The following is a 25,319-nucleotide window of genomic DNA, read 5'->3' on the forward strand; positions in this document are numbered from 1 at the left end:
ATTTGTATTAGCTCATTCTGCATTGTCGCCTTCCGGCTCGTTGAGTGCAACGCAGAGCGGCAAAACAGGACGGACAGCCGAAAATGACCCTTTTCCCCCATCCGACACTGGTCGCCATCGCGGTCTGCCTTCTGGCAAACGCGCATCCGGCGGCCGCTGATGAAAATCCGACCTTTGTCATCGAGCTCAGCGACGGCGCGATCGCGCCGCGATCGATCGAGGTGCCGGCCAATGCGCGCTTCAAACTGGAGCTTCGCAATACCGGCTCCAGTCCTGTCGAGTTCGAAAGCGTTGAGCTGCGCAAGGAGAAGGTGCTGGGACCCGGCGTGACATCCTTCGTCGTCATCCTGCGTCTCAATCCCGGCGAGTATCGCTTCTTCGACGATTTTCATCCCGGCATGCCGCCCGCCATGCTCATCGCCAAGGAGCCTGCGATCCAATGACCGCTCTCTTCGGACAGGTCGCCTTCGTGGTTTGGCGCGAGAGCATAGAGGCACTTCTGGTCGTCGGCATTCTGCAGGGATGGCTGACACATCACGCTGGCGCGAGAGCCACAACCGGACGATATTTCCTTTGGGCCGGCGTCGCCGCAGGCATCGCCGGGGCCGCACTTCTGGCTTTGGTCATCCTGTCCTTGGCGAGCCTGCTCAAAGGAGACCGAGAAGATTATTTTCAGATCGCCATGGCCGGACTGGCCGCCTTACTCATACTGCAGATGGTCGTCTGGATGCACAGGCAAGGCAGGGGGCTGAAGCAAGAACTTGAACGCGGCGCAGAGCGCGCGCTGACTGGCCGCAACTGGTTGGGCCTTTTCTTCCTGGCTGCTATCGCGGTGATGCGGGAAGGCAGTGAAACGGTTGTTTTCCTCTACGGCCTCTTGGCATCGGCGAGCGAAACGGCGCTGCCCGGGACCCTTGCGGCCGTCGTAGCGGGGTTTGCTTTTGCTGCCGCATTCTATTGGCTGATTCAAGTGGCCGCCAGGCGCTTCCCCTGGTCTATATTCTTCCGCGCCACGGAAATCCTTCTGTTGGCGCTGGCCGCATCATTATTGATGGCTGCTCTTGACCGCGCCATGGGGCTGGAACTCATTCCGCCGCTCTCCGGATCGCTGTGGGACACGTCCTGGCTTCTGGACGATACGGGCAGGCTTGGCGGCATTGTTGCTGCCATGACAGGCTATCGCGCCCGGCCCGAACTGATGACGGTCCTCGTTTACGCGCTTTACTGGATCGCCGCCGTCGCACTGCTGCGATCAGGGCGGCCTCATCCCGCAGAACGCGCGCCATGACGATACGGGTCGCGCCGCAACGACACGTTCAGCCCGTCCCGCCGAGCGACGTCTGGCAGAGTCTCGGGGATTGGCTGCAGCGCAATCAACGGTCGATCCGGATCGCACAATGGTCCGTCGTGCTGATCTACGCCATCCTGCTCGTCGTTCCCGTCTTCCTGCCTCTTCCGGACGACATGGCCTATTTGTGGAGCAATTTCACCCGCTTTGCGCAGTTTGCCTTCTGGGGTGTCTGGTGGCCGCTCGTGCTCTTGAGCACCGCGCTGGTCGGACGGATGTGGTGTGGTATTCTCTGTCCGGAAGGAGCGATAACCGAATTCGTCAGCGGACGTGGGCTTGGGAGAGCGATCCCGCGCTGGATGATGTGGCCCGGCTGGCCCACGATCGCCTTCGCCTGCACAACGTTGTACGGCCAGATGACGAGCGTCTACCAGTACCCCCGTCCAACGCTCCTGATTCTCGGAGGCTCGACGTTGGCGGCCGCCGTGATCGGCTACCTCTACGGGCGCAACAAGCGCGTGTGGTGCCGCTATCTCTGTCCGGTCAGCGGTGTCTTTGGCCTACTGGCTAAGCTGGCTCCGCTGCATTTCCGTGTAGATCCGCCGCTCTGGCAACAGTCCCAGCTCTCCGAGATTAAGCCGGGGGCTGTCAACTGTGCGCCGCTGGTGCCGTTCCGGACCATGCGCGGTGCCGCCGACTGTCACATGTGCGGACGGTGCAGCGGTTTTCGTGGAGCAATCCGTCTGGCTTGCCGATCGCCGAACCATGAGATCATTCATGTTGCCGGGAACGTGGCCAAACCCTGGGAGACGATACTGATCGTCTTCGGCCTCATGGGTCTGGCCGTTGGCGCATTTCAATGGTCTGTCAGTCCCTGGTTCGTTGCCGCCAAGCAGTGGATAGCGGAGCGGCTGGTCGATAGCGGGGTGGTCTGGCCGCTCGAAGCCACAGCCCCTTGGTGGGTGCTAACCAATTATCCTCAGAGGAGCGATGTGATGACGCTCCTCGACGGAGCGCTGCTCGTCGCCTATGTGCTTGCGACGGCCCTCGCCTGCGGTGGGTTGACGACGTCAATGCTGGCCTTTGCCACGCGCAGCCTTGGTCTCTGGCAGCCCGCGCGATTCCATCACCTTGCCCAGGCACTGATACCCTTGGCTGGCGTCGGGGTCTTTCTCGGCCTTTCCGCACTCACGGTCAGTCAACTCCGTTCGGACGGCATTGAACTTCCATTCGTCGGCCCGCTTCGTGCGATGATGCTCGTGCTTGCGACTATCTGGTCCGGAGTGCTGTGTTGGCAGGTGACGGGTCTCTATAATCGGGAACTTGGCCGACGAGTGCTCGCAATATCCTTCGTCGGGTTGGCCATGATCGTCACCGACGCCGACTGGCTTCTGCTTTTCTGGGTCTGGTAAGCCGGCGTTGCCTCATATTTGCGGTATGAGCATTCGACGGAATGCAACCAGGAACAGGCCGAAGGCGACAACCCACAGGGTGCCTGAAAGACTCGTTAAAGGACCGCCGTCGCCGGGCAACAATTCGACCAGGAGGCGCGACAGGCAGCAAATCGTCATCGCTACAAACGCGCCGGTCGCCGGAACAGAAGACGCGAAGGCGCGGCGGCTGTGCTTGCGGATCATGCTCGCCATGATGGCGAGAGCCATCGTGCCGATGGCGCCGATCGTCCAAGCATGAACGGCAGCGGCCTGCCCCAGCCTTGCAGGCGCGAAAATGTGGATCGCCAGAAGCCCGAAACCGACGGTGATCCAGCCGTACCCAATATGAAGAGCGAGAACTGACGACGACGCCACCATCCGCCATCCCCTCCACTGGGCGACTCGCATCACCTGACTGCAGGCGGCAAGGGCGCAGGCAAGGCCGGTGAATTGTGCCTGCGGCGCAACAACCCACGAACCAAGGGCGCATGCCGCCACGACCGCTGCCGCGTACTCAAAAACAGCGGAGCGATCGATGAAGATCCGGCCGCCGGCGCTTTCGACGTAAGCCATGGTCAAAGCCGGCACGACCCGTCCTCCGATGATCATGAGGAGGCCGATGATCGAAGCCAGGGCTAGTCGCAGTGCAAATTCTGCCTGGTAGGACGCTGCTGCGAGCACGTTGCTGCCATAGAAGATAAGCAGCAGAAACACTATCTTCAGGTTGCGGCGGTCGCGACTGGCGATCACTTGGCCCGCCGCGATCAAGAGGAGCGTCAGCACCAAAAGCGCCGAGAGGGCAAGCCCGGCCGAATGCGACAGGAACAGGAAAGTCCCCCGGCTGCACAGCCATAGAGCAACCAGCAAAAGCGTGGTGAGCGGCGTCACTGCACGTCGTCCTGTCCATCGGGGCAGCGCCGTCAACAGAAAGCCAGTCAAAATGGCTGGAACCATCCCGAACAGAAGCACGTCGCGATGCCAATCGCCGCGAGAAATCTCGGTCGGGCCGATGCCCGGTATTCCGAACGCCGATGGCAGCCAAACCGCCGCGCCTACAATCGCGTCCAGCCCGGCGATAAGAAAAAATGGCCGAAACGGCGCCGACGTCTGCTTCTGCTGCGCATCGAAAGTGAGCGCACTCCCTTCTGTAGCCATGCAAGAATTCCTCTACGGGGATGACTGACACAGCATCCTCGTGCCGCTTCGCAACCCGAATGATCGGCGGTCGGAAAAACCTCAATCCGAAGGCAATACCGTCGATGATCGATCTCCGTGTTTGCTCCAGCGCAAACAGGCTGCAAAATGGTCGATTATAATCAAAACAATTTTCGAGACCGCGTTTGCCGACTGGCAAGGCGCGCGGCGTCTGTTCGCGTTGCGACCGGCTGCGAAACGTCTGCCCTAGGAGCGAAGAAGATGAAACAAAACGTTCCATTGAGTAGTGTTGATGACGGTTCCCGGCGCTTTGCTGACATGGCCGTTGTCGGGAGGCTGGCAAATTTGATCAAGGACGCCCGGCTCGATTGTGAGTGCCGTTCCAGGCTCGACGAGACGCTGGCGCGATTTACGGCTCTGGAAGTCCGGCGCGCGGCACGCGAACATCTTGCCAACGCCCGCAGTCAACGCGAGCGCATCGAAGCCATTCTCTTCTTCCTGCAGGATCTCGATGAAATGGGCGCAGCCGAACGGGATCGCAGCGTCTACATGGATCTCGCACTCCTGTTTGACGATATCGCGAGCACCGCAAAGGAGGGTGCATTTTCGATGCGGCAACTCAGTTTATCCCCGGTGCAGACGGGGCCATAGGTGATCAGCCGCAAGAGCTGGTGAAGGCCGACCCGGTTCCGCCGATCGCGGTCCGAACAGAGCCCGCGGCCACCTCCGGCATGGGTGAAACTCAACACATTTCACAAAGGAGAAATCGCGTGAAGAAATGCATGATGCCAACAGTCGCCATGGTCCTCTTCGCCGCCCCGGCGCTTGCCGCAGGAATGCATTCCGGCACTGAGGGCGGCCATGAACTGATGACTATCGGTCAGCCGGGCATGGCTGCCAAAGCAGCCCGTACCATCAGGATAAGCATGATCGAGAACGAAGATGGATCGATGGCGTTCGATCCGGTTTCAGTCACCGTAAAAAGAGGCGAGACAGTGCGTCTCGCCTTCACCAATGAAGGCGAATACGACCACGAATTTGTCATGGATACGCATGAGCAGGTGATGGAGCATAAGGTCGGGATGGAGAGGCTTCCCGACATGGAACACGCCGACCTCAATGCGATTCGCATCGGTCCCCAAGGAAAGGGCGAGATCGTCTGGGCCTTCACAAGCGTCGGCAGGTTCGAGTTTGCCTGCCTGATACCGGGTCATTATGAGCTTGGAATGAAGGGGGCCCTCACGGTCACTGCCAACTGAGTCTTGAGGTGACCAGATCGGTTGATCGGCGTGTGCGACCTCATTTCGTAGAGCTCGACATCACTGCGCAGGTTGAGGTCTTCCTATCTCGATCAGCCATTCTGGCGGCCCCGGTCTAAGGCAAACCCAGATGTGTTCGCCAGCAAAGAACGCTTCGAACTGACGCCTGAGTTTATCAGGATCAAAATCGAGAACGACCACGAATGTCTGACCGGGTTTGAGTCCGTCGAACATTGACAATACAGCGGACTGCTTCCTTTCAGGTGGAAGTTTCCGTACGTCATATGTCGCGCCTTTCGACGTCTGAAAATTCATTGCTATCCTTGCACGTTGAGCCAATCCATCAGGATGATCACGCGGCGACGACTTTCTTTTCGCCCCAACGCGTGAGCTTTTCGCCCGGGTCGACGCCCGCCCAGCCAACCAGTCGGGCAGCCATCTCGACCACCATTTCCTCAATCGAGGCCAGCTTGACATAGAACGGCGGTACTGGCGGTGCGATGATCGCCCCCATCCGTGCCAGCCTGAGCATCGCGTCAAGGTGCCCTTCGTGGAGCGGCGCCTCGCGCGGCACGATGACCAGCCGGCGCTTTTCCTTGAGAACGACATCGGCGGCCCTTGTAAGAAGGTTGTCGCCCAACCCATGCGCCATGGCCGCCAAGGTCCGCATCGAACAGGGAACGACGATCATGCCATCCGTTCTGAAAGAGCCGCTGGCAATGGGTGCGGCTAAGTCCTGATAGGAATATGCGTGGTTGGCGACAGACGTCAGTTGGGCAAGACCGTCGGAGCCGAGTTCATGGGGGATGGCCAATCGCGCGCCCTTGGAGACGACGAGATGCGTCTCCACCCCGGCCCTGACCAACTGACGTATCGTCTCCAGCGCAAGCACTGCGCCGGATGCACCTGTGACGCCGACTATCAACCGTTTGGTCATTGTTGCCTCTGAGCGATCGTTTGCGAAAAAAGCTCGTTCCATCGTTGGGATACCTGCTCCTCGATATCGGCTGACATGGTCAGCTCCTTTCCCCATTCGCGGGAAGTTTCCGATCCAATCTTGCGCGTCGCATCGAACCCGATCTTTCCTCCAAGCCCCTCGAGCGGTGACGCGAAATCAAGCTGGTCGATAGGGGTCCGGTCCACCTGCATCAGATCGCGCGAGGGATCCATGCGGGTGGCGACCGCCCACATCACGTCCGGCCATGATCGAATGTCGATGTCGTCATCCACCACGACGATCATCTTGGTCATCGAGAACTGCGGCAGCAGGGACCAGAACCCCATCATCACGCGTCTGGCTTGTCCGGTATATTTCTTGGCGATCGAGATAACGGCAATCCTGTAGGAGCAGGCTTCGGGTGGAAGCCACACGTCGATGATTTCCGGTATCTGCTGGCGCAGGAGTGGCTTGTACACATCGAGCAGTGCCTCGCCGAGAACCGAGGGCTCGTCGGGCGCGCGTCCGGTGAACGTGGTCAGGTAATTTGCCCCGTCGCGAACGCGAACGCGCTTGAGGTTGAATACGGGGTATCGTTCCGCCGCGTTGTAATATCCGGTGTGATCGCCGAAAGGGCCCTCCAGCGCTGTCTCTGTTGAAGAGACGGCACCTTCAAGCACGATTTCCGCACTGGCAGGCACGTGAAGAATAATGCTTTTGCATGGCGCCAACCCGACACGGCGGTTGTTGATCATCCCGGACAGTGCCAGCTCCGACACGCCTTCAGGCGCCGGCATCACCGACGCGATCAGCGTCGCGGGATCCGCCCCGATGACGACCGCCACCGGCATCTCAAGACCCCTCGCCTGCCATATACGATGGTGGGCGGCGCCACCTCGCATGGGCAGCCATCGTATGATGGCCCGATCACGAGCAAGCACCTGCATGCGATATATGCCCAGATTGTATGTGCTCGGGTCGTCCTCGCCAGGCGGGCGAGTAATGACCACTGGCCACGTTATGAGGGGGCCGGCGTCTCCCGGCCAACATGTCTGGACAGGAAGAAGCGAAAAATCGGGATCGGCGTCCCGCCACTCTCTGGGTGGGGAGACGATCTTCGGCCGCGCCACGAGTGCACCGCGCGCCGCAGGAAGCATCTGTCGGGCCTGACGAAGGTTCTGCGGGGCCTGGGGCGATCTCATCCATGCAAGGAGTGCGCCGAGGGTTTCCAGCCCGTGAAGGTCGGTGCCAAGGCCCCAGGCGACACGTTCCCGGGTGCCGAAAAGATTTGCTACGACGGGAAAGGCTGACTTAACGCCGCGATCGTCAACAGGCGTGGTCAGGCGAAGCGCTGGGCCTTTCGAGGCAATCACCCGCCTGTGTATCTCGGTCAGTTCGAGCCGTGTCGAAACAGGCGCCCCGACGTCCTGTAGTTGTCCATTCCGCTCCAGGTACGAAAGGAATGAGCCGAGGTCCGAAAACGACGGGAGACAGCGGTGATGCATGGCGAAATCCGGCTCGACCGGATCGTCGGGCGAGCAATTTTGCCATGAGCGCTGACGAGAAACTTTGCGCTAGCGCAAAGAGCGAACGATCCGCCCCCGCTATTTTCCCATCTCACATCACTTCCGAGGAAGGCGATCGAGGCAAAGGGGATTTCACATGGCAGGCAATCTCATCAGCGAAACTGTCGGAGCTTGGCGGTCCGTTATTTCCCTTCTTGCGGACCGGCGGCGGAGCAGGGCAGCGACAAGAGAATTTTGGGCAATGGGTTGGGATGAGTGCACAGGCATCTTGAATGACATCGGTCTGACGCAAGGCGAATTCGACGCAGCCATGCAACTGCCGTACGCCTCGGAAGACATGCTGACACCAGCGATGCTCTCAATTGGCATCGATCCGGACACCTTTGATTCGCGGCAGATCGCGCGGGACCGCTTGATGTCACGGACCTGCATTACATGCCCGCATCGTCGCCAGTGTCATAGTCACATGGCCGCCTTCGATTTCGAAAGCCATTATCAGGATTTCTGTCCGAATAGGGGCAATTTTGCAGAGCTGCTCGGCAAAAGGCGCCCCATCCTCTCTCTCGTAAAATCCTCTTGAGCGACCCCCATACGGACAGGATGCATTGAATGGCGACGGGAAACACGGAACCGACATTGCCGGCGGTCGTTCGCCATCTTTTCCCGGCCTTCGCCGGCTGGCCACTCGGCCCGCTGCTCACGCAGTCCTTACGCTCTTTGGCCGGGCGACAGCCCCGATTGTTCGACCGCTTGGGCGAACATCGAACAGCTTGCTATTTCATCGACCCGATCGACCTCGCCTTCGCATTTACCATCGTACCGGACGCAGAGCGCTCGATCGTTCGTGTCGTCAGGAAAAGTGAGGCCGCGACATCAAGCGTCCAGATCAGGGGACCTATTCTGACACTGTTGAGCCTGCTCGACGGCACGCTTGATGGCGACGCGCTTTTCTTCAGCCGGATCATCTCGATCAGCGGCCGCACGGAGGCGGTGCTCGCGCTGAGGAACACGATCGAGGATGCCGAGCTTCGCCCGGCGGATCTGCTCGGCTTGCGCGGCGCACTGGCTCGTCTCGCCGATACGGGCATTCTCGGCGCATTGAGCGTCGCGCGCCAAATGACCAATCGAAATTCCAGACGCGAGGCGCCAGAGGCATGACAAGAGGACGCATGGAGCTTGTCTGCCCGGCCGGAACCCCCGCTACGTTGAGGGCAGCCGTTCAGGCAGGCGCGGACGCAGTGTATTGCGGATTTCGCGACGAAACGAATGCCCGGAATTTCCCGGGACTCAACTTCTCCGGGGAAGAACTGGCCGAGGGCGTCCGCTTCGCGGATGACCACGGCAGCAAGGTTCTGGTCGCTATCAACACCTTCGCGCGGGTCAATGATGTCGACCTTTGGAAGAAGGCCGCGGACACGGCGGCCGAATGCGGCGCAAACGCGATCATCGCGGCGGACATCGCCGTCCTCGATCACGTCGCGAAAAACCATAAGCAAGTTCGTCTTCATCTCTCCGTACAGGCCGCGGCCGCGACGCCGGAAGCAATCGGATTCTACGCGACCAGTTTCGGCATCCGTCGCGTCGTCCTGCCGCGGGTACTTTCGATCCAGGAGATCGCGGCGCTCAATCGTGCGATCGACGTGGAAACGGAAGCATTCGTGTTCGGCGGCCTTTGCGTGATGATCGAAGGCCGATGCTATCTCTCTTCATACGCGACAGGAAAATCGCCAAATCTGAATGGCGTCTGTTCGCCACCCGAAATGGTGAGTTACGACGACGAGCCGAACAGCACGGCGGCACGGCTTTCAGGGTTCACGATCGAGCGCTATCAGCCTGGCGAGCCAGTAGGCTACCCCACTTTGTGCAAGGGCAAGTTCAAGGCTGGCGGCAAGACCTCCTATTTGTTCGAGGATCCCGTCAGCCTGAACGCCGGCGGGATGATTGCCGGGTTGAAAGCCGCCGGCGTAACCGCCTTGAAGATCGAAGGACGCCAGCGTGGCAAAGGTTACGTCACGGAAGTGGTCCGTGCCTTCCGGAAGGCCGTTGACGCGGTCGAGCAAGGTGGCGACGCGATCGAGATCGATCGGATTCTTGCCGGCCAGTCGGAAGGCGCCCGGCAGACGGTAGGAGCCTTCAGCAAGAAATGGAGATAGGACTGTGCCTGAAATCGCGTTGACGCTTGGGCCCGTGTTCTTCCACTGGTCGCCCGACCGCCTCTTGGACTTCTACCGCAGGATAGCAGACGAGGCTCCGATCGACCGCGTCCATGTCGGCGAAGTCGTATGCGGCAAGCGGATGCCGTTTTCGGATCCGGCATGGCCCGAGATCATCGAACGCCTCGAGCGTGCGGGAAAGGAAGTGGTGCTGTCCACGCTGGCGGCGGCGGCAACCGTTCGAGAGCGCAGAAGCATCGCGGACCTCTGCACCGACGAGCGGCTGGTCGAGATCAACGACGTCACCGCCCTGCCGTCACGCTCCGGCAAGCCCTTCGTGACCGGTCCGTTCCTGAACGTCTATAATGAGGCTTCGGCTCAGTTCCTGATCCAGCGCGGTGCTCGAACGATTTGCCCGCCCGTGGAATTGTCGCTCGCCGCTGTCGGCGGCATAGCGGGCGCATGTCCCGAGGCGGAATTCGAGATTTTCGTCTTCGGTCGGCTGCCGCTGGCGCTTTCCGGCCGATGCTATCACGCACGCATCCACGGCCTTCATAAGGATTCCTGCCAGTTTACCTGCGAAAGAGACCCGGATGGTCTTGCCGTAGACACGCTCGACGACCAGCAGTTCCTCGCGATCAATGGCGTGCAGACGCTCTCTAACCAGGTGCAGGCCTTCTGCCCCGCACCCGCGGATCTCACCTCCAGAGGCGTTCGGCGTATCCGTCTGTCTCCGCACACGTGCGATATGGTCGAGGTGGCAAAGACGTACAGAGCGCTTGTCGACGGCAGAGACGATCCCGAGGGTGCTCGCTTTGTCCTTTCGTGCCTCGATTTGCCCGGCACGCTGGTCGATGGATACTCCCATGCCAAGCCCGGATGGCAGGCGACCGCTTCAATCTGAAGAAGACGATCGAACGGAAAAATGACTCAGATTGCAATCGTCACGGTGTCGGACCGTGCAAGCCGCGGCGACTACGAAGATCTTGGCGGGCCCGCCATCGAGCGCTGGCTTCGCGATGTCTTGGCAACACCCTGTGATTTCGTCCGCCGCATTGTCCCAGACGGACTGGAGAGCGTCCGGGATGTGCTTATCGAGCTTTGCGACCAGCACGGGGTCGATCTTGTCCTCACAACTGGAGGAACCGGTCCTTCTCCTCGGGATCTGACTCCCGAAGCCATGCAGCAGGTCATCACCAAGGAGCTTCTTGGTTTTGGGGAGCTCATGAGGCAGGCCAGCTTGCGGCATGTGCGCACCGCAATCCTTTCGCGACAGACCGCCGGAGTGCGCGGCCGTTCGCTGATTATTAATCTGCCAGGTAAGCCAGCCTCGATCGATGTGTGCTTGGACGCCGTCTTTCCTGCAGTGCCGTACTGCCTCGAACTGATCGGAGCAGCGCCAATCATACCGAATCCAGCGTTGTTCGGATGATCTCGCGCCGACAGGGCCTTTAGAGGCGCGTAGCTAGGCGGCGAAGCGATTTGCGGGCGTGCGAAAGTTGGAGCACAGTTTCGGCGAGTGGCGATTTTCGCGATCGATACCTTCTCTCAGCGGTCCGAACTATGTTCGGGCAATTGCTGCCAAGCAACAACCTCGTCGTGTTTCGCAAAATAATCACGTGCGCGCGAAAGCACATCCGCGTCTGTGGGCACATCTATCGCCTCCACCCCTACGACGCGACTTTCCAACTTCTGATGGCAAATGTACATGAGCAGCCCAAAACAGCTCGACCTATTTCCTAAGATTAACCATTCCAAGCTGCCGTCCAGAGAGCGAACGACGTCGCGAAAGAAATCGTGCCTCTCAGTGCCCTTCCCTTTCTGACCATCGCAGCTTCTTATCAGGCGACGATCGTGAATAATCCTAGTCTCGACGTCGTTTTTCATGAACCCTTTAAGTAAAAATACCTTCGCCTCTCGAAATCCTAGCAATACAACAGCCTGATTGACTGGCATGTCGGTATCCTCATCTAGCGACTTTAACGCAATTCAAATTGCTATGCTGGCAACGAATGTTCTATGTTGGCCACGGGAAGTGGGCTGCGTCTGGCCAACTCGAAACGGATAACCTTCCGAGAGTTGCACCCGACAGCGCTGCGCAGTGTTTCCCATTTGCCGCCCTCTCAACCCACCGAGGCAAGGATGCGTTCTGGCGAAAGCGGCAGATCTGTCAGTTCGGTGCCCAGGGCATTGTTGACGGCGTTGACCACCGCCGCCGCAACCGGAACAGTCGCGATCTCGCCGACGGCTTTGGCTCCGAACGGACCGGTCGGCTCACCCTCTTCGATCAGCAGGACACGCATCGGCGGCATCTCAGAGGCATTGGCCAAGGTATAGCGGCTGAAGCTGTCGCCACGCATCCGGCCAGTGACCGGGTCAATCGCAACATCTTCGTAAAGGGCATATCCGATACCAATTTGGATTCCCCCGTGGATCTGGCCTTCCACCAGCATCGGGTTGATCGCTCGACCGACATCGTGGGCGGCAAGATAGTCCGTGACTCGCACGCGGCCTGTGAGCCTGTCCACTTCCACTTCCGCAAAATGCGCGGCGTATGACCCTGGGTTGGCCTGGGCGCGATAGATTTCGGTCGCCGCGGGTAACTCTTCCCCCCGTGCGCCCAGACGAGCAGCGAGGTCGGAGAGCGCCAGTCCCGAGCCGTCCGGGCGGCGTACTGCGCCCCCCTCCAGCCGCAAACCTCTGACTTCTGTATTCAACTCAAGCACTGCTGCGGTCCGGATCGCCTCCGCTAGCGCTATCCCTGCACGCCGGATCGCTTCCCCGCAAATATAGGTCATGCGACTGGCGCGTGTGCCGAGATCGTAGGGACAGCTGTCGGTGTCTGCGGGAACAATGGCGATGTCCGATGCCCTCAAACCCAACGTTTCGCCCGCAATCTGCGCGAGAGTGGTATCCGCCCCGCAGCCGAGATCATGGAGAGCGCAAACCAGTTCCGCTCGGCCGTCGGGCAGGAGCCGTAGCGTCGCCGTAGTCTCCTCGTGAAAACCTGGATAGCAGCCGTTGATATGAGTGGCTGAAGCCACCCCCACTCCTCTTCGCCACCGCCCTCGCCCGGCGCCCGGCTGTCTGCGTGCCTTCCATCCAAAGGCATCGGCTCCACGCATCAGGCATTCTCTCCCACGGGCGTTACCGACGTCGAGCCCCTGCCAGGGTTCAATCGCGCCCGGGCTGACGAGATTCCTCAGGCGGATCGCCACTGGATCCATGCCAAGCCGCCGCGCTGCTATATCCAGCGTGATCTCAGCCACCGTGTGTATCTGCGGCGAGCCGTAGCCGCGAAAAGCGCCCGCGGGGACAGTGTTGGTGTAGACTGCGCGGCCCCTGTAGCGCTCGGCAGGAACGTCATAGAGCCGGACCAGCCGTTGAAGCATCGAGCTGGGCAGGTAGTTGCCCCCCGTGCAATAGGAGCCTATGTCCACCAGCGTCTCGGTCTCGCGCGCCAGAATACGGCCATCGGAGCTGAGCCCGATCCGCATCCAACCCGTGACGCTTGACCGCGTACGGGTCGCGATGAAGGTTTCATGCCGGTCGTAGCGGATCATCACCGGCCGCCCCAGCATCTGCGCAAAGAATGCGCACAACGGATCGAGAATCGGCTCGGCCTTACCGCCGAAGGAGCCGCCGATAGGCGTCTTCACCACGCGTATCTTATCTTGCCGCACTCCCAGTGCCTGGACGACGACTGCCTGCACGGCAAAGACGCTCTGACAAGGTGAAAGAATCAGGATGCGGCCATCGGGTTCGGGCTTGGCGATGCAGGCGTGGGGTTCGATCGCACAATGATGGCTGCGCGGAGTTGTGACGCGTGTCTCCACCATCAGGTCGGCGGCGGCAAATCCGGCATCAAGATCGCCATGGGTGAAGCTCTCCTCGGCCACGGGGTTCATGAAGGCGGGAATGCCGTCGTCACGCATCACCGGTCCGGCATGAGCGAGCGCGGCTTCAGGATCAAATATTGCAGGGAGATCCACATATTCGACTGAGATCAGCCGTCCCGCGTGGCGCGCGATCTCCTCCGTGTCCGCCACCACAGCCGCCACCCGGTCGCCTATGTGGCGCACCACCGGAGGGAACATTCGCTCGTCCGCCAGCGCCTCCTGCCCGGCGAACCAGATCGAGCTGTTGTAGTGGTGCTGCGGCGTATTCTCATGCCAGAAGACAGCGTGTACACCCTCGACCGCCAACGCGGACGTGACATCGACATGGGCGACGCGGGCGTGAGGACGCGGGCTCAAAACGAGCGCGCTGTACAGCAATTCTTCAACATTCAAATCCGCCGTGAACTGCAGTGCGCCCGTGACCTTGGCCACGCCGTCAACGAGTTGCACACGGCGGGATATCTGGTTCATTGCGCTGCATCCTCGAAGAGCCGGTCAAGCGGGCTCAGCCCCACGGCCTGTGCGATCAGGTCAAGCCCCAATCCCGCGATCGCGCGGCGCTTGTAGAGCCGCGAGGTCCGTCCGGGAATGGCCGTGTCGACCTCGGCGACCAATGCCGAAATGAAATTGTGCAACGTGGCGGCCTCCAGCTTGCGGCCCGCAAGCGCCGCCTCCGCCAGGTGCAATCGGCCAGGGGCGGGACCGACCGCTCCAGCTGCAATCCGTACGAGGCCGAAATGATCATTCCGAAACTCAGCCAGCAACGCCAGATTGAGGCGTGAGATAGTCATGTCCTGCCGGGATCCGAGCTTTACGAAGGCACTTCGCGGTAGAAGGCAGCTCTCCGGCAGGATCACTTCGATGATTAACTGACCGGAGATCTGCGCATATTCACCTAGCGCGATCTCGCACTGTGTCCCATCGCGCTGGAGCAACGCCAGCCGCGCCCCTGCGGCGACCAGCACGGGTATTAAATCGGCGGCAGGAGCGGCATTGGCGATGTTGCCGCCGATAGTGGCGCGGTTCCGTATCTGCACGGAGCCGCATTGAGCGGCAGCCTCGCACAGCGCGGCGAGTCGTGTTCTCAGTCCCTGGTCTGCGGCGAGGGCTGCCACAGTGGTGGCAGCCCCAATGCGAACGTCCCCTACGCAGCTGTCAATGAAGGCCATGCCCGCTACGCGCGCCAGATCAACCAGCAGTCCGGTTTCCGGCAACGGGCGACCCGAGATCAGCATGTCGGTCCCTCCGGCAACGAAACGCACCGGCCCAGCGTCCGCGGCGAGCGTCGCCCGCAGCTCGGTCAAATCGACAGGCGTAGCGACCGCGAGCGCGTTCATCGTCCTGCCCCCTGGCGCGAGGCAGCTGCGGTAGCGACTGCTTGCACGATGGTCTCGAACCCCGTGCATCGGCAGATGTTTCCTGCCAACGCATGTCGGATTTCGGCTTCGCCTGGGGTGGGATTGGCGCGCAAGAGTGCCTCAGCTGCCAGCACCATCCCCGGCGTGCAATAACCGCACTGCACGGCACCCATCTCCAAGAAGACCTGTTGCAGATCGGTGATGCCGCTCCGACAGAGTCCCTCGATGGTGGTGATTTCGCGCCCTGCGGCTTGAAATGCCAGCATCAGGCAGGAATCGACCGGCTGGCCATCCAGCAGCACCGTGCAGGCGCCACACTCACCTTCGCAACAGCCTTCCTTGACACCTGTCAGACCAAGGATGTTGCGAAGAAACCCGCTCAATCGCGAGATTGGCGAAATTTCCGTCTCGATCGGCTGACCGTTAACCTTCAGCGACATTCTCACGGCGAGGCCCCCTCGCCTTTGATGTTTCGAAGGTTTGAACTGGACGGCGGCGACCGGACCAATCGGCGATGCACAAGAATGCCTGCAAAGTGCTGCCGGACGCTGGTCATCAGCTGCCGCAGCAACAATCGCAGCCAGACGATTGCAGTCTGCCGACTTCGACGCGCCAGACGTCAGGCCCCCGCTCAAGGTACTCCCAGGAAAATACACCAGGATATCTGGCTTCGATCTGATAGTGCAGAGGTCGCGGATCGTGGTCGTTGACTATGATGAAAGAAGCCCCCTCGGTCAGTGCAGTCGCGACCCCGAAAATTCTCGGATGGCGATCTATCGGAGGGATGGTCCGCACGTCGATCAAAGGCGTCGATGCGAGTTCTGGGTCTGCCATGTCGATTGATTCCCGGCCGCCTGAAAGGTTGGAGCCAAGAGACGGCGGCGATGATCGATCCCGGCGCGAAAACTTACCCCGTGATCAGCCAGCCTATTTGTCGAAACGCAAACAACTCCGCGAATCCTGATCACATCGGGAAATTGCCGCTTGTTGCCATTTCGCAAAGAGCCCTGCGGGCGAACGGTTAGCATGACTGACCTTCCATACACTGAGCAGGAAAGTTCCGTTGCAATCATCCATCCTGAGAAAATATGGCGATGCCCGCCTCCCCCGCTATACCAGCTACCCAACGGCTCCGCGTTTCTCGCCCGCCGTGGGTCCAGGCACTTATGCCGACTGGCTGGCGAACCTTCCTAAAGGTGAGCCAGTATCGCTTTATCTTCACATCCCCTTCTGCCGATCGATGTGCTGGTACTGCGGTTGCCACACCACGATTACGAAAAAGGACGAGCCGATTCTCGACTATCTCGCTGTCTTACGGGAGGAGATTCACTTGGTAGCCGATCACGTGCCCGGACGTCTTTGCATCGGCGAGGTGCATTTTGGCGGTGGCACGCCTACGATCCTGGAGCCGGCAGAGTTTGTGGCGCTAATGGATCTCCTGCGCCACCGGTTTGAATTCAACGAAACTTCTGCGATCGCAATCGAGATCGATCCGCGCACGCTGACGTCTGACATGGCTCAGACATTGGGGCATGCAGGCGTCGGGCGAGCCAGCCTCGGCGTCCAGAGCTTCGATCCTTTGGTGCAGAAAGCGGTCAATCGTATCCAAAGTGAAGAGATCACAGCTGAAGCGGTGCACCATCTCCGCAGAAATCGCGTAGAGAAAATTAATTTTGACCTCATCTACGGTCTCCCGCACCAGACGGTGCGTTCATGCGTCGACACAGCGATCGCGGCCATCACCATGCGACCGGACCGGTTCGCTGTATTCGGCTACGCTCACGTTCCCACATTCAAAAAGCACCAGCGCATGATCGATGAGACGGCTCTGCCGGACAGCATGGACCGCAATGATCAGGCGCGTGCGATCGCCGATGTGCTTACGGCCGCCGGCTATAGGCAAATCGGCCTTGATCACTTCGCTTTGCCGACCGACGATCTCATGCGAGCGCAGGAAGCCGGAACACTCCGCCGGAATTTTCAGGGTTATACGACTGATACTTGCCAAACGTTGATCGGTCTCGGCGCCTCGGCCATCGGCAGAACCGACAATGGCTACGTTCAGAACGAGGTTGCGCTCGGTCTTTACGCGCGGCACACAACTTCCGGTCGGCTGGCGACCTCGAAGGGTTATCGGCTCACCGCTGAAGATCGAATCCGTGGCGCGATCATTGAGCGGCTGATGTGCGATTTCGAAGTCGACGTTCCGGCAATCTGCTCTCAATTCGGCTTCGATCCCACTCCGATACTCGACACCGGAGGGCGCCTCCAGGCAATGGCAAATGACGGAGTGCTGGAGGTGACGGAAGGCCTCATTCGGGTGCGCAGGGAGTACCCGTTTTTCGTCCGTGCCGCCGCTTCCGCTTTCGACACCTATCTGGAACAATCGCCGCGGGCCCATGGCAGGGCCGCCTGAAGCGCCATCGCTGTCCGTTTCCGTAGTCCCCGCTAGGGTTAATGTGCCACATGCTGGCGTCTGATGGCTTCGACGTCATCGAATCATTCAATCGCACCAACAATGTTGTCCAAACCCATCAAATCGAAGGCGGTCTTCGGCGCATCAATCGTCGCGGCCTCCCGCGCGACTACGCTCAAACTCGCACAGCCGACCACGGCTGAGGTCCTTTGCCGATCAGCGAATTGAGCGCCGCGAGGACCTACGCCTGCGGCTTGCGTACAGACAATCGGGTTTCTTTGTACTCGACCAACTTGATCCCGTGGACAATGCCTACAGGGATTCCGATCGGTTTGCCCGAATAGCCAACAGCGCTCGAGAATCGGAGTCGAGGTAGGCATATCCAATCGTTCGGGGTGCTGCGGCGGACGCCTTCGAATTCCCCGTATCGATCAGTACCCTACGGAGGCTTCCGGCGACATAGGTAGGCGCGGACCAGACAGCGAGGAATGCCAGGATCGAATGGAGATGCCCTCCGGCATCGACTTGCTTCTTCAGTTTCTCAGCATTTCCAAGGCCTCAAGTCCGCCAGCGGACTTTGGCGCACATGTCGGGGGTTGTTGGACGAGAGTTCTTTGACGCAGCGCAAACAACTTCGAGGCAGTTGGCCTACTGTCAAAAAATTGGCATCGGAGGAGAGTCATGTCCCGTTTGAAGGCAGAGCCGGCGGCGGCTGTCAGGTCGATGGCCGAACTTATGGCGATCGCATTCGCTATGGAGACAGAATCTGCGGAAAAGTACGCGGAACTGGCGAAGCGAATGCGCGATAACGGTCAGGCGAGACTGGCGGAGGTTTTCGAGCGCTTAGTCAGGGAGGAAACAAGCCATATCGAAAACGTCGTTCGCTGGTCCCGAAAATCCGGCGGCAACGATCCGGATCTGAGGCAGCTCCGATGGACGCCAAAAGATGTTTTCGACGACGAGGATGCGGCCGTGGTCTCGCCGGAACTTGTGGATGCTTACCATTCGTTCGCGATGGCAGTGAGAAATGAAGAGCGCGCTTTTGCCTTTTGGTCCTACGTCGCTGCGAATGCGACTTCAATGGAGGTCCGGTCCGCTTCCGAGGAGATGGCTAGCGAGGAACTGGAACATGCTCGTGTTCTGCGAATTGAACGCCGGCGCGCATTCTCTTCCCGTCGTGACGCCGAAGCGACATTTGTCACCTCTGGCGACCTAGCAAACATGGAAGAACAGATCGCGAACCGGCTGAACGCGTTTGCGGCTTTTAGAGGGAAACATGACAAAGCCGTTCTTAGCCGTCTGGCGGCAGAGGCAGGAGACCTTGCAAAACAACTCACTGGCAATCCGCTCGGACCGAGCAATTCAATTAGCAACCGATCGCCGGAATCCTTGGATGCGCTCTGCGAACTCCTGGCTGAATCCTACCTCAATGCGGGGGAAAGCCTTCCATTTCAGGCCGACCGCGACCGAGCTCAAATCCTTGCAACGACGGCCATCAAACGCTTGGCCACTTTGAGATATCTTGAGGAACGGCCGATAGAATCGCCGGACGATTAGTATCCGATACCGACCTTCGTCGTCGCGCTGTTCCAAGATCACAGGATTTCGGATTCGCAACCCTAGCATGCCAGCCTTATTCCCGTTTCCTTTGGATACGATGCGGTCCGCCCGTCATGAAGCCGCTTTGTTCGGCTGCCGCGCACGTAATTTGGGTTGAACGAGCATACCGCCAAACAGAGCCGCGTATCCGAGGAAGGCCACCACCCACAACGTCGCCGACATATGGAGAAGCACTTCTTCTGCAGGCACGAACGCGGCGCCGATGCGAAGGATGGCCGCGAGCACGATCGCGACAAAGATTGCGCATGTGCCAATGCCCGCCCGCAACTCGCGGCCTGTATGCCCAAGGGTGGCTCGGGTCATGACGGCGAGCGTCATGCATGCCACCGCACCTACGCCGAACGCGTGAATCCCAGCCGCAGAAGGAACGATCTCCGGTAGGACGGCGGCAAGTCCGGCCAGCAGAAAACCGATCGGCACAAAGACGAACGCTACGTGGAGGATCAGCACCAGCGGATCGCGGAGCGTGCGATCACCAGCCCAGCGCGCAAGTCGCATGGCGTTGAGGACCGCTCCGGCGATCAGCATTGCGCCCGTTACGTTGCTTTCAGGAAAGAAGGCCCAGGCCGCCAATGCGGTCGCGGACAGTGCGATCGTTGCTGCGTCGAAATGGCTGAACGGGGACGGCAGACGTCCCTGATTTTCGCGCGCCAACCAATTCCGGGTGAAACTGGGAACAACGCGTCCCCCTATAATCATTATGAGAACGACAGCGGCCCCGAGGCCGAGCCGGCGGCTAATGTCCGAGATGCCTTTATAGTGCGCTTCGGCATGAAACATCACGTTGGCCGCCAAAAGCACGGCAACCGGCAGCAGCACCTTCAGGTTTCGCCAGTTTCGGCCCGCGATGATTTCGGTCGCCGCAGCGGCTGCTACCGCCAGGAGAAATGCGCAGTCGACTGCGGCTCCGACGAGCCAGCCAGTGTCAGCTGAAAAGAACACCGCAAGCCGCCCTGCAAGCCACAGCAGGACGAGCGCTAGCAGGGGCAGGCCTTGCACAGGCAGACGTCCAGTCCAGTTCGGGATGGCCGTCAGCAGGAATCCCGTCATGATTGCCGCGAGATAGCCAAAGAGCATCTCATGGACATGCCAATCAACGGGCAGAAAGACGCTGGAGGTTGTGAGCTGGCCGTAAAACAACGGCAGCCAGAAGAGGATGGCTGCTCCGGCATACAGAGAACCGAGCAGGAAGAACGGCCGGAAACCGTAAGACAGAACCGCCGGATAAGCGCTTGGTCGGGTGCGAGGAATTGCCATCAAATTCATTTCAAAAAAGGAGGAAGTCAGGCGGTCTAATGTCCGCTTGCAGGACTCTGTTGATTTACAGAATGAGATTTACACAACCTAATTGGCGACTTGAACTTGATCCCACAGGGTCTCGAACACTCTTTTCGCCTTGCCCGACTGTTTGACACCCGCTGCCCGCGCCAGATTGACCGGCTTGCCGACTACGATCAGCGCCACCATGCCCATTCCATAGTGAGGTGCGCACTTCACGCCGTAGACACCTTCCTTGTCGAGCGTAACGGTGATTTGTTCGCTCGCCTTGCCCTTAAAGGTCTTTGCACCGTCCGGGATCATGCCCCAGATGCTTTCTGCATTATGACCCTCGTCCGTCGGCACGAAAGTGACGGTGTCGCCGGGCGCAGCTTGGACAAAGTCAGGCTGAAAGACCATCACGTCTTTCGCGCCTTTGTTAAGCATCTGGACTTGGTGATCGGCAGCCTGTGCACCTTCAGCCAACATAGATGCCATGAGCGCGGCGGCGACTACGATTGCGTGTCTCATGATCTTATCTTCCCTGCTAAAGTTCTCGGCGGCGCCCACCACTCTCGTTCTTGTAGGCTATCTTGACGTGAGAACTTTGCTGCAGCGCAAACAAAGGGGAAACAAAGAGGCCGCGGTATGCGCCACTTGCCGCCAGTCGGCTGGCTGTGACATTGTGCGGTTCGACGGATACGGAATGCCTTTCATGATCATAGTAAAGCTTTGGAAAAGGCGCTGCAGTTGAGCCGCCTCGATCGCTCGTTGATTGCCGGGCTATCTGCCTTTGAAGGCATTGCCCCCCCGGAGCTCGATTATGTAATCGGCCAAGCCAGGTCGTTACGGATACCCAAGGACCAACCCGTGTTCGAGCAGGAGCAGGAAGCGCAGTCTTTTTTCCTGCTGCTCGACGGGCATGTCCGCGTCATCAAAACAACGCCTGACGGCCAGGAGGTGACGGTACGATATATCAGCCCTGGCGAACTACTGGGGATCGCGCACGCGATAGGCCGCACCACGTATCCAGCCAGCGCAATCGCCGCAGCCGACTGCGTCGTGCTTGCATGGCCAGGCCACCTTTGGCCAAGATTTGCGGAAGCTTTCCCCAATTTTGGTGCCAACACCTACAAGACAGTGGGCACCCGGCTGCAGGATGCCCACACGCGCGTCATCGAGATGTCCACCGAGCAGGTGGATCAGCGCGTCGCCCACGCGCTGCTTAAGCTGGTCAAGCAGACAGGCCGGAAGACTGACGAAGGAATCATGATCGACTTCCCGATCTCACGGCAGGACATTGCCGAGATGACAGGAACGACGCTGCATACGGTGAGCCGATTGCTCTCATCTTGGGAGGAAAAAGGGCTCGTCAAAAGCGGGCGCGAGAAGGTGACCGTGGTTGAACCTCACCGCCTGCTTGTACTCGTTGAAGGGCGGACCGGGAAAAACTGAAAAAAACTAATCTGCTTCGGTTCGGTTAATAGCGGCATGCAGATCGAAACGAAGTGATTCTTCGTTCAGCCCGTGCTCCCGCGCCGCTTCGGAAATGGAGTGGAACGAAGCAATTGGGCAGCCGACGCAAAGCATGCCATGCTGGAGAACAACGCGGATGGTTGCTGGCCACTCGCGCATGATTGCGTCCATCGTGACATCGTCGCTGAATCGAGGTTTCATACCTTTTGTCCGCGTTGCAATGCGAACAACATGCAGCCGCTTTGCAAGATGATCGTTGCGCTGGAACAAAGAGGGAGATGACCAGTCCCCGCAGCCTGCTGCACGAATGACGGGCAGAGAGCCTCCGTCAGTGGCAGGAAGGACGATCTCGCAGATGGTCAAATGGGCTTTGCGATCACTCTGAAGCTCTGTCTGAGCAAAGGCTTTCCTCGAGGATTGGTTTTACGTGAATGGTGTCTTCCCCCCGGTTGAAAGCGACTGCAAGGCGGAAGCTGTGAGCAATGCGCAGCGCCCGGGCCATGAACAGCGCTGCGGTTTCGGGCGGGCAAACGCGCTTCACAGTGGCTCGAAACAGCGCCAGCCAGCGCCGGAAATGCGCCTCGCCAAGGCCCGATATCGTCAGGTGCGGCGGCAGCGGCCGGCCCTCATAGCGGGAGGTCCGCAGCAACGTTGCGGACCAGAAGTCGCACATCTTCGCCAAATGACGCGGCCATGCCTCAGGTGTGATCGCGGCGTTGAAGATTGGACCGAGGAGGTGATCGCGACGGATTTCTTCGTAAAAGCCGTGCACGACCCTGCGGATCATCTTCTCATCAAGCGCGCTCGACAGCGGCATGCCGTCGACGACGGTCGTTGGCTTGTTTCGTTGCTTCCCGTTCATGCATTGCTTCCTGTTTCGACCAAGCCAAGACGGCTCTTGGCGCCGGCATTCATCATCTCGGGCGTCCACGGCGGTTCGTAGGTGAGCAGGATCTCGACGCTGTGGATTCCGGTCACGATCCAAGCCGCCGACTCCACGGCGTCCTTGAGATAACCCGTGGCCGGACAGGCACGCGTCGTGGTCGTCATTTCGATGTGCGCCGTCCCGTCATGTCCCACCGAAACCTGGTAGATCAGTCCGAGATCGACGACATTTTCACCAAGCTCGGGATCGATGACCATGCGAAGCGCTTCCCGCACGCCAGCCGCCCGTGTCTCGTCTTGCCTGTCGGTCATGACTTCCGCAGTCCTGGTCCACATGATCGGATGACAATGCGATACTGCCCTTCGGGTTCAAAAGCACCTCGCCAGCGATGACCCCGCGCCTCGAGTTCGTCGATCAGGAACACCGGTTCACGTGGTAGCAGCACGGCTATGGTTTGGCCGACCGTCAAGGATTCGACTCCTTCCAACGCCTTGACCATTGGTTCCGGCGGCTCGAGATCGCGGTTGTCAAGTTCCATGACTGGCTCGGGCCAGTCGTCTTCGCTGGCGGGGCGTGACGTTCGTTGGGTTTGTCCCGGCTCTGGCGACAACGTATTGGCGGGGGTGAAGATCACTTCCCAATCGCCATTGCCGATCTCGCGGGCCGAAATCTCGAACCCTCTTGCACCAAGCACCTGGAACAGAGGAATAGGTTTGAAGGAAGCGAGCAAGCGCAGGCTTTGACCGGGAGCCAGCGCGGCGACTGCTTCCATGATGGCAGTGAAGGGCTCGCCACCTTCGCGAAGGATCGGCCGAACATCGAGGTCGTAATGCGGCTGACTCATTTGAATCTCCTCTTTGGCGTCAGGATGGCAGGAAAAGACGTGGGCGCGACTTCCCGTCGGGCATGCGCAAGGCAGCCGAAACATTGACAAGGCAGCGCGCCAGAACAAGCTCCACCACGATTGCTGAGGTGGCGGTCAACGTCACGGTTGTGGCGATGCGGAACAGGACTGTCGCGTCGGCCAGAAGCGCGCCAGTTCCAGCCAGTACTCCGACATAATAGAGTGAGAACCAGTACTTGGCGCGGGTTTCGACGACGAGATCCTGAACGCGCGGCGTCGGCTTCCTGCCCATCACCGGCCCGTAGCATTCAAGCCAAGTCAAGAATGGCACGATCTTGTAGAGCTGCGAAAGTCCCAGCCCTGTCAGCCAACCGAACGAGACAAGATAAACAATCGCGCTCGCATGCTCGGCAAACGTCCCTGTTGCCAGCAGCGCGAGAACAAGCAGAACCGATAGATAGAGAGCGGAGAATGCGCCGAGCGCCGACCTGCTGTTCAACTCGATCTTGCGTCGCCTGCGGTTGCGGTAAAAGAACACGAGATCGACGCCGTAGAAGACTGTCGCGACGAGACCCAGAATGCCCGCGAGAACGATGGGCAACGCGGTTGTTCCGGAAACAGCTTCGAAAGGTCCTTCCAGAACAATCAAACCCAAGGCCGCCCCACCAGTCCATAAGACCAAATGCCCGCTGGTCCGTTCGCTGTCCGGGCAAAGCATGAACATCGGCAGCAAGCGGTAGCTGACGCCGATTGACGTGAGGCCGAGCCAGCCACCCAGCCCGACCGTCACATGGATGGGAAGAGCCAGTGTTCGCAGATCGAAGTCCGCCCATCCAGGCGCCTGGCCTGAAAGCACAAATGCAAACGAAGCACCCAACGCGGCGGTGACCGCTATGCTGGCAAGTCCTCCGGCCACGAAACGTGCGGGCAGTTGCAGGCTAGATGGCCGGACGCTCCACAACGTCCGCCCAAGCACCCATACGATCAACGAGAAACCAGCCGGAAGGAAGAGGCCCGCCAATGCGAGAACGGGGACATTGACGTCGATCGCGCCTGAAAGCTGGAGGAAACCTGTGAGCAAGCAGAACAGTCCCATAAGCAAACAGGTCAACGCCGGCAAAGCCAGTGACTCGTCGCGAAGGGGCTGCGCAACGAGCACTGGTACGAACTGGAGCAACGCCCCGCACATCAACAGACTGAGCCAACCGATTGTAATCATATGGACGATCACAAGCGTTTCTGAAGCTTCCACGCCGACGGTCGGAAACCCGAAGCCGGCGATCATCAGCGCTTGTGCCGCGATCAGGAAAGCTAGCGCGGCAGCAAAGTATGCCATGGTCCAGCGAGAGAGGGCTGAGCCGTTCATCGCCAGTCATCGATATGATGATGTCCGCAAATTTCGGACATACCAGCACTCATCGCAATCGCTGCGACGGGCATATCGCCAGGAGACAGCATCAGACTTCGTTTTCTACACGAATGCCATGACGACCACGCCGCCCAGGACAATTAGGGCGAGCCCGGCGATAAGCATGGGCAGCAACGTATTGTCCGCCTTTGCGCCGCTTGCTGCTTCGGTGCTGAATACAAGGGTTGGCCATTCTTCGATCACTTCTTTACTCTCGGAATCTATTTTCATTTTCGCCTCACTTCGCTTGCTGGCATGCCTGGCATCGTAACGGCCGCGCCAATCGCTGCTCCTGAGGGCGCCTCACGTCGCGCGGACATGTCAGTCTCCAATCTCGATGGTCGTCGATTGAAAGAGAAGGTACGGGACATGGGACGTTTGTTCTTTGCGCTCGCGCAAATTGA

General features: G+C 59.6%; 30 protein-coding genes. 13 read left to right on the forward strand and 17 right to left on the reverse strand.

Translation table 11 applies throughout. The features are described from left to right. Positions 1–83 precede the first annotated feature (83 nt). Genes FJ979_RS20245 through FJ979_RS20255 form a run of 3 tightly spaced genes read left to right on the forward strand, consistent with a single transcriptional unit; the run spans position 84 to position 2,700 of the window. Entirely contained in the window at positions 84–443 is a 360-nt protein-coding gene (locus FJ979_RS20245; protein ID WP_140583141.1) for a cupredoxin domain-containing protein, read from the forward strand. Next, positions 440–1,288, forward strand: a complete 849-nt coding sequence (locus FJ979_RS20250) for an FTR1 family protein (RefSeq protein WP_140583143.1) — start codon at positions 440–442, stop codon at positions 1,286–1,288. Before FJ979_RS20245 ends, FJ979_RS20250 begins: the two co-directional genes overlap by 4 nt. After that, complete coding sequence (locus FJ979_RS20255) at positions 1,285–2,700, forward strand: 4Fe-4S binding protein (RefSeq protein WP_140583146.1); 1,416 nt, start codon at positions 1,285–1,287, stop codon at positions 2,698–2,700. The genes FJ979_RS20250 and FJ979_RS20255 overlap by 4 nt, the downstream gene beginning before the upstream one ends. Before the next feature lie 12 nt (positions 2,701–2,712). Here FJ979_RS20255 and FJ979_RS20260 read toward each other — a convergent pair whose 3' ends face one another. Next, positions 2,713–3,876 (reverse strand): NnrS family protein, encoded by a 1,164-nt coding sequence (locus FJ979_RS20260; RefSeq protein WP_140583148.1) that lies wholly within the window; start codon positions 3,874–3,876, stop codon positions 2,713–2,715. Positions 3,877–4,137: 261 nt separating this feature from the next. On the opposite strand from FJ979_RS20260, the gene FJ979_RS20265 reads away from it, so the two are divergent. Together FJ979_RS20265 and FJ979_RS20270 are read left to right on the forward strand one after the other, a co-directional pair. Then, positions 4,138–4,527 (forward strand): hypothetical protein, encoded by a 390-nt coding sequence (locus FJ979_RS20265; protein WP_140583151.1) that lies wholly within the window; start codon positions 4,138–4,140, stop codon positions 4,525–4,527. A gap of 131 nt (positions 4,528–4,658) precedes the next feature. Then, complete coding sequence (locus tag FJ979_RS20270; protein ID WP_140583491.1) at positions 4,659–5,135, forward strand: plastocyanin/azurin family copper-binding protein; 477 nt, start codon at positions 4,659–4,661, stop codon at positions 5,133–5,135. Positions 5,136–5,195: 60 nt separating this feature from the next. Here FJ979_RS20270 and FJ979_RS33135 read toward each other — a convergent pair whose 3' ends face one another. From FJ979_RS33135 to FJ979_RS20285, 3 genes are read right to left on the reverse strand one after another with little or no spacing between them, the layout of a single operon-like run. Then, the gene (locus FJ979_RS33135; RefSeq protein WP_281406005.1) at positions 5,196–5,450 is read right to left on the reverse strand and encodes a DUF2249 domain-containing protein; all 255 of its coding nucleotides are present in this window, start codon (positions 5,448–5,450) and stop codon (positions 5,196–5,198) included. Positions 5,451–5,487: 37 nt separating this feature from the next. Next, entirely contained in the window at positions 5,488–6,072 is a 585-nt protein-coding gene (locus FJ979_RS20280) for a UbiX family flavin prenyltransferase (protein ID WP_140583156.1), read from the reverse strand. After that, positions 6,069–7,577: a UbiD family decarboxylase gene (locus FJ979_RS20285; RefSeq protein ID WP_140583159.1), complete on the reverse strand. Its 1,509-nt coding sequence runs from the start codon at positions 7,575–7,577 to the stop codon at positions 6,069–6,071. Before FJ979_RS20285 ends, FJ979_RS20280 begins: the two co-directional genes overlap by 4 nt. A 157-nt stretch (positions 7,578–7,734) precedes the next feature. Here FJ979_RS20285 and FJ979_RS20290 point away from each other — a divergent pair, with 157 nt between their 5' ends. Genes FJ979_RS20290 through mog form a run of 5 tightly spaced genes read left to right on the forward strand, consistent with a single transcriptional unit; the run spans position 7,735 to position 11,183 of the window. Next, positions 7,735–8,178: a hypothetical protein gene (locus FJ979_RS20290; RefSeq protein ID WP_140583161.1), complete on the forward strand. Its 444-nt coding sequence runs from the start codon at positions 7,735–7,737 to the stop codon at positions 8,176–8,178. A gap of 29 nt (positions 8,179–8,207) precedes the next feature. Then, on the forward strand, positions 8,208–8,756 hold the full coding sequence (locus FJ979_RS20295) for an SCP2 sterol-binding domain-containing protein (protein ID WP_140583164.1): 549 nt from the start codon (positions 8,208–8,210) through the stop codon (positions 8,754–8,756). 11 nt (positions 8,757–8,767) lie between these two features. Continuing rightward, on the forward strand, positions 8,768–9,751 hold the full coding sequence (locus FJ979_RS20300; RefSeq protein WP_210241475.1) for a peptidase U32 family protein: 984 nt from the start codon (positions 8,768–8,770) through the stop codon (positions 9,749–9,751). A gap of 4 nt (positions 9,752–9,755) precedes the next feature. After that, a complete protein-coding gene (locus FJ979_RS20305; RefSeq protein WP_140583170.1) occupies positions 9,756–10,655 on the forward strand; it encodes a U32 family peptidase in 900 nt (299 codons plus the stop codon). A gap of 21 nt (positions 10,656–10,676) precedes the next feature. Next, complete coding sequence (mog, locus tag FJ979_RS20310; protein ID WP_140583173.1) at positions 10,677–11,183, forward strand: molybdopterin adenylyltransferase; 507 nt, start codon at positions 10,677–10,679, stop codon at positions 11,181–11,183. A 116-nt stretch (positions 11,184–11,299) separates the two neighbouring features. Here mog and FJ979_RS20315 read toward each other — a convergent pair whose 3' ends face one another. The 5 genes from FJ979_RS20315 to FJ979_RS20335 all read right to left on the reverse strand — a co-directional run bounded on the left by FJ979_RS20315 (position 11,300) and on the right by FJ979_RS20335 (position 15,842). Beyond that, positions 11,300–11,707 (reverse strand): hypothetical protein, encoded by a 408-nt coding sequence (locus FJ979_RS20315; protein ID WP_140583176.1) that lies wholly within the window; start codon positions 11,705–11,707, stop codon positions 11,300–11,302. A gap of 167 nt (positions 11,708–11,874) precedes the next feature. Then, the gene (locus FJ979_RS20320) at positions 11,875–14,121 is read right to left on the reverse strand and encodes a molybdopterin cofactor-binding domain-containing protein (RefSeq protein ID WP_140583179.1); all 2,247 of its coding nucleotides are present in this window, start codon (positions 14,119–14,121) and stop codon (positions 11,875–11,877) included. Then, positions 14,118–14,987 carry an FAD binding domain-containing protein gene (locus tag FJ979_RS20325; RefSeq protein WP_181181795.1) on the reverse strand — a complete coding sequence of 290 codons (870 nt, stop codon included), beginning with the start codon at positions 14,985–14,987 and terminating at the stop codon, positions 14,118–14,120. Before FJ979_RS20325 ends, FJ979_RS20320 begins: the two co-directional genes overlap by 4 nt. Further along, positions 14,984–15,448: a (2Fe-2S)-binding protein gene (locus FJ979_RS20330; protein ID WP_140583185.1), complete on the reverse strand. Its 465-nt coding sequence runs from the start codon at positions 15,446–15,448 to the stop codon at positions 14,984–14,986. Before FJ979_RS20330 ends, FJ979_RS20325 begins: the two co-directional genes overlap by 4 nt. Before the next feature lie 115 nt (positions 15,449–15,563). Next, entirely contained in the window at positions 15,564–15,842 is a 279-nt protein-coding gene (locus tag FJ979_RS20335) for a DUF2249 domain-containing protein (RefSeq protein WP_140583188.1), read from the reverse strand. A gap of 229 nt (positions 15,843–16,071) precedes the next feature. Here FJ979_RS20335 and hemN point away from each other — a divergent pair, with 229 nt between their 5' ends. Continuing rightward, positions 16,072–17,424, forward strand: coding sequence for an oxygen-independent coproporphyrinogen III oxidase (gene hemN / locus FJ979_RS20340; protein ID WP_140583191.1), 1,353 nt, complete (start codon positions 16,072–16,074; stop codon positions 17,422–17,424). A gap of 681 nt (positions 17,425–18,105) precedes the next feature. Next, positions 18,106–18,981, forward strand: coding sequence for a ferritin family protein (locus tag FJ979_RS20345; protein ID WP_140583194.1), 876 nt, complete (start codon positions 18,106–18,108; stop codon positions 18,979–18,981). Positions 18,982–19,095: 114 nt separating this feature from the next. Here FJ979_RS20345 and FJ979_RS20350 read toward each other — a convergent pair whose 3' ends face one another. Both FJ979_RS20350 and FJ979_RS20355 read right to left on the reverse strand, forming a co-directional pair. After that, a complete protein-coding gene (locus FJ979_RS20350) occupies positions 19,096–20,301 on the reverse strand; it encodes an NnrS family protein (RefSeq protein WP_140583196.1) in 1,206 nt (401 codons plus the stop codon). Between the two features lie 87 nt (positions 20,302–20,388). Then, complete coding sequence (locus FJ979_RS20355; protein ID WP_181181796.1) at positions 20,389–20,832, reverse strand: pseudoazurin; 444 nt, start codon at positions 20,830–20,832, stop codon at positions 20,389–20,391. Positions 20,833–21,051: 219 nt separating this feature from the next. Between FJ979_RS20355 and FJ979_RS20360 the strand changes: the two genes are divergently transcribed. Next, on the forward strand, positions 21,052–21,756 hold the full coding sequence (locus tag FJ979_RS20360) for a Crp/Fnr family transcriptional regulator (protein ID WP_140583199.1): 705 nt from the start codon (positions 21,052–21,054) through the stop codon (positions 21,754–21,756). 6 nt (positions 21,757–21,762) lie between these two features. Here the strand turns inward: FJ979_RS20360 and FJ979_RS33475 are convergent, their stop codons facing one another. From FJ979_RS33475 to FJ979_RS32600, 6 genes are all read right to left on the reverse strand, one after another. Next, positions 21,763–22,140, reverse strand: a complete 378-nt coding sequence (locus FJ979_RS33475) for a DUF1858 domain-containing protein (protein ID WP_348640422.1) — start codon at positions 22,138–22,140, stop codon at positions 21,763–21,765. Positions 22,141–22,153: 13 nt separating this feature from the next. Beyond that, positions 22,154–22,639 carry a group III truncated hemoglobin gene (locus FJ979_RS20370; protein WP_140583201.1) on the reverse strand — a complete coding sequence of 162 codons (486 nt, stop codon included), beginning with the start codon at positions 22,637–22,639 and terminating at the stop codon, positions 22,154–22,156. Continuing rightward, a complete protein-coding gene (locus tag FJ979_RS20375; RefSeq protein ID WP_140583204.1) occupies positions 22,636–22,974 on the reverse strand; it encodes a metal-sulfur cluster assembly factor in 339 nt (112 codons plus the stop codon). The genes FJ979_RS20370 and FJ979_RS20375 overlap by 4 nt, the downstream gene beginning before the upstream one ends. After that, on the reverse strand, positions 22,971–23,507 hold the full coding sequence (locus FJ979_RS20380) for a DUF2249 domain-containing protein (protein ID WP_140583207.1): 537 nt from the start codon (positions 23,505–23,507) through the stop codon (positions 22,971–22,973). Before FJ979_RS20380 ends, FJ979_RS20375 begins: the two co-directional genes overlap by 4 nt. Positions 23,508–23,526: 19 nt before the next feature. Then, the gene (locus tag FJ979_RS20385) at positions 23,527–24,873 is read right to left on the reverse strand and encodes a hypothetical protein (protein ID WP_140583210.1); all 1,347 of its coding nucleotides are present in this window, start codon (positions 24,871–24,873) and stop codon (positions 23,527–23,529) included. 105 nt (positions 24,874–24,978) lie between these two features. Further along, positions 24,979–25,146 (reverse strand): hypothetical protein, encoded by a 168-nt coding sequence (locus FJ979_RS32600; protein WP_181181805.1) that lies wholly within the window; start codon positions 25,144–25,146, stop codon positions 24,979–24,981. Positions 25,147–25,319 lie beyond the last annotated feature (173 nt).

Origin of the sequence: Mesorhizobium sp. B1-1-6 (assembly GCF_006443035.1) — a bacterium.
In the GTDB taxonomy this organism is placed as follows: Bacteria; Pseudomonadota; Alphaproteobacteria; order Rhizobiales; family Rhizobiaceae; genus Mesorhizobium.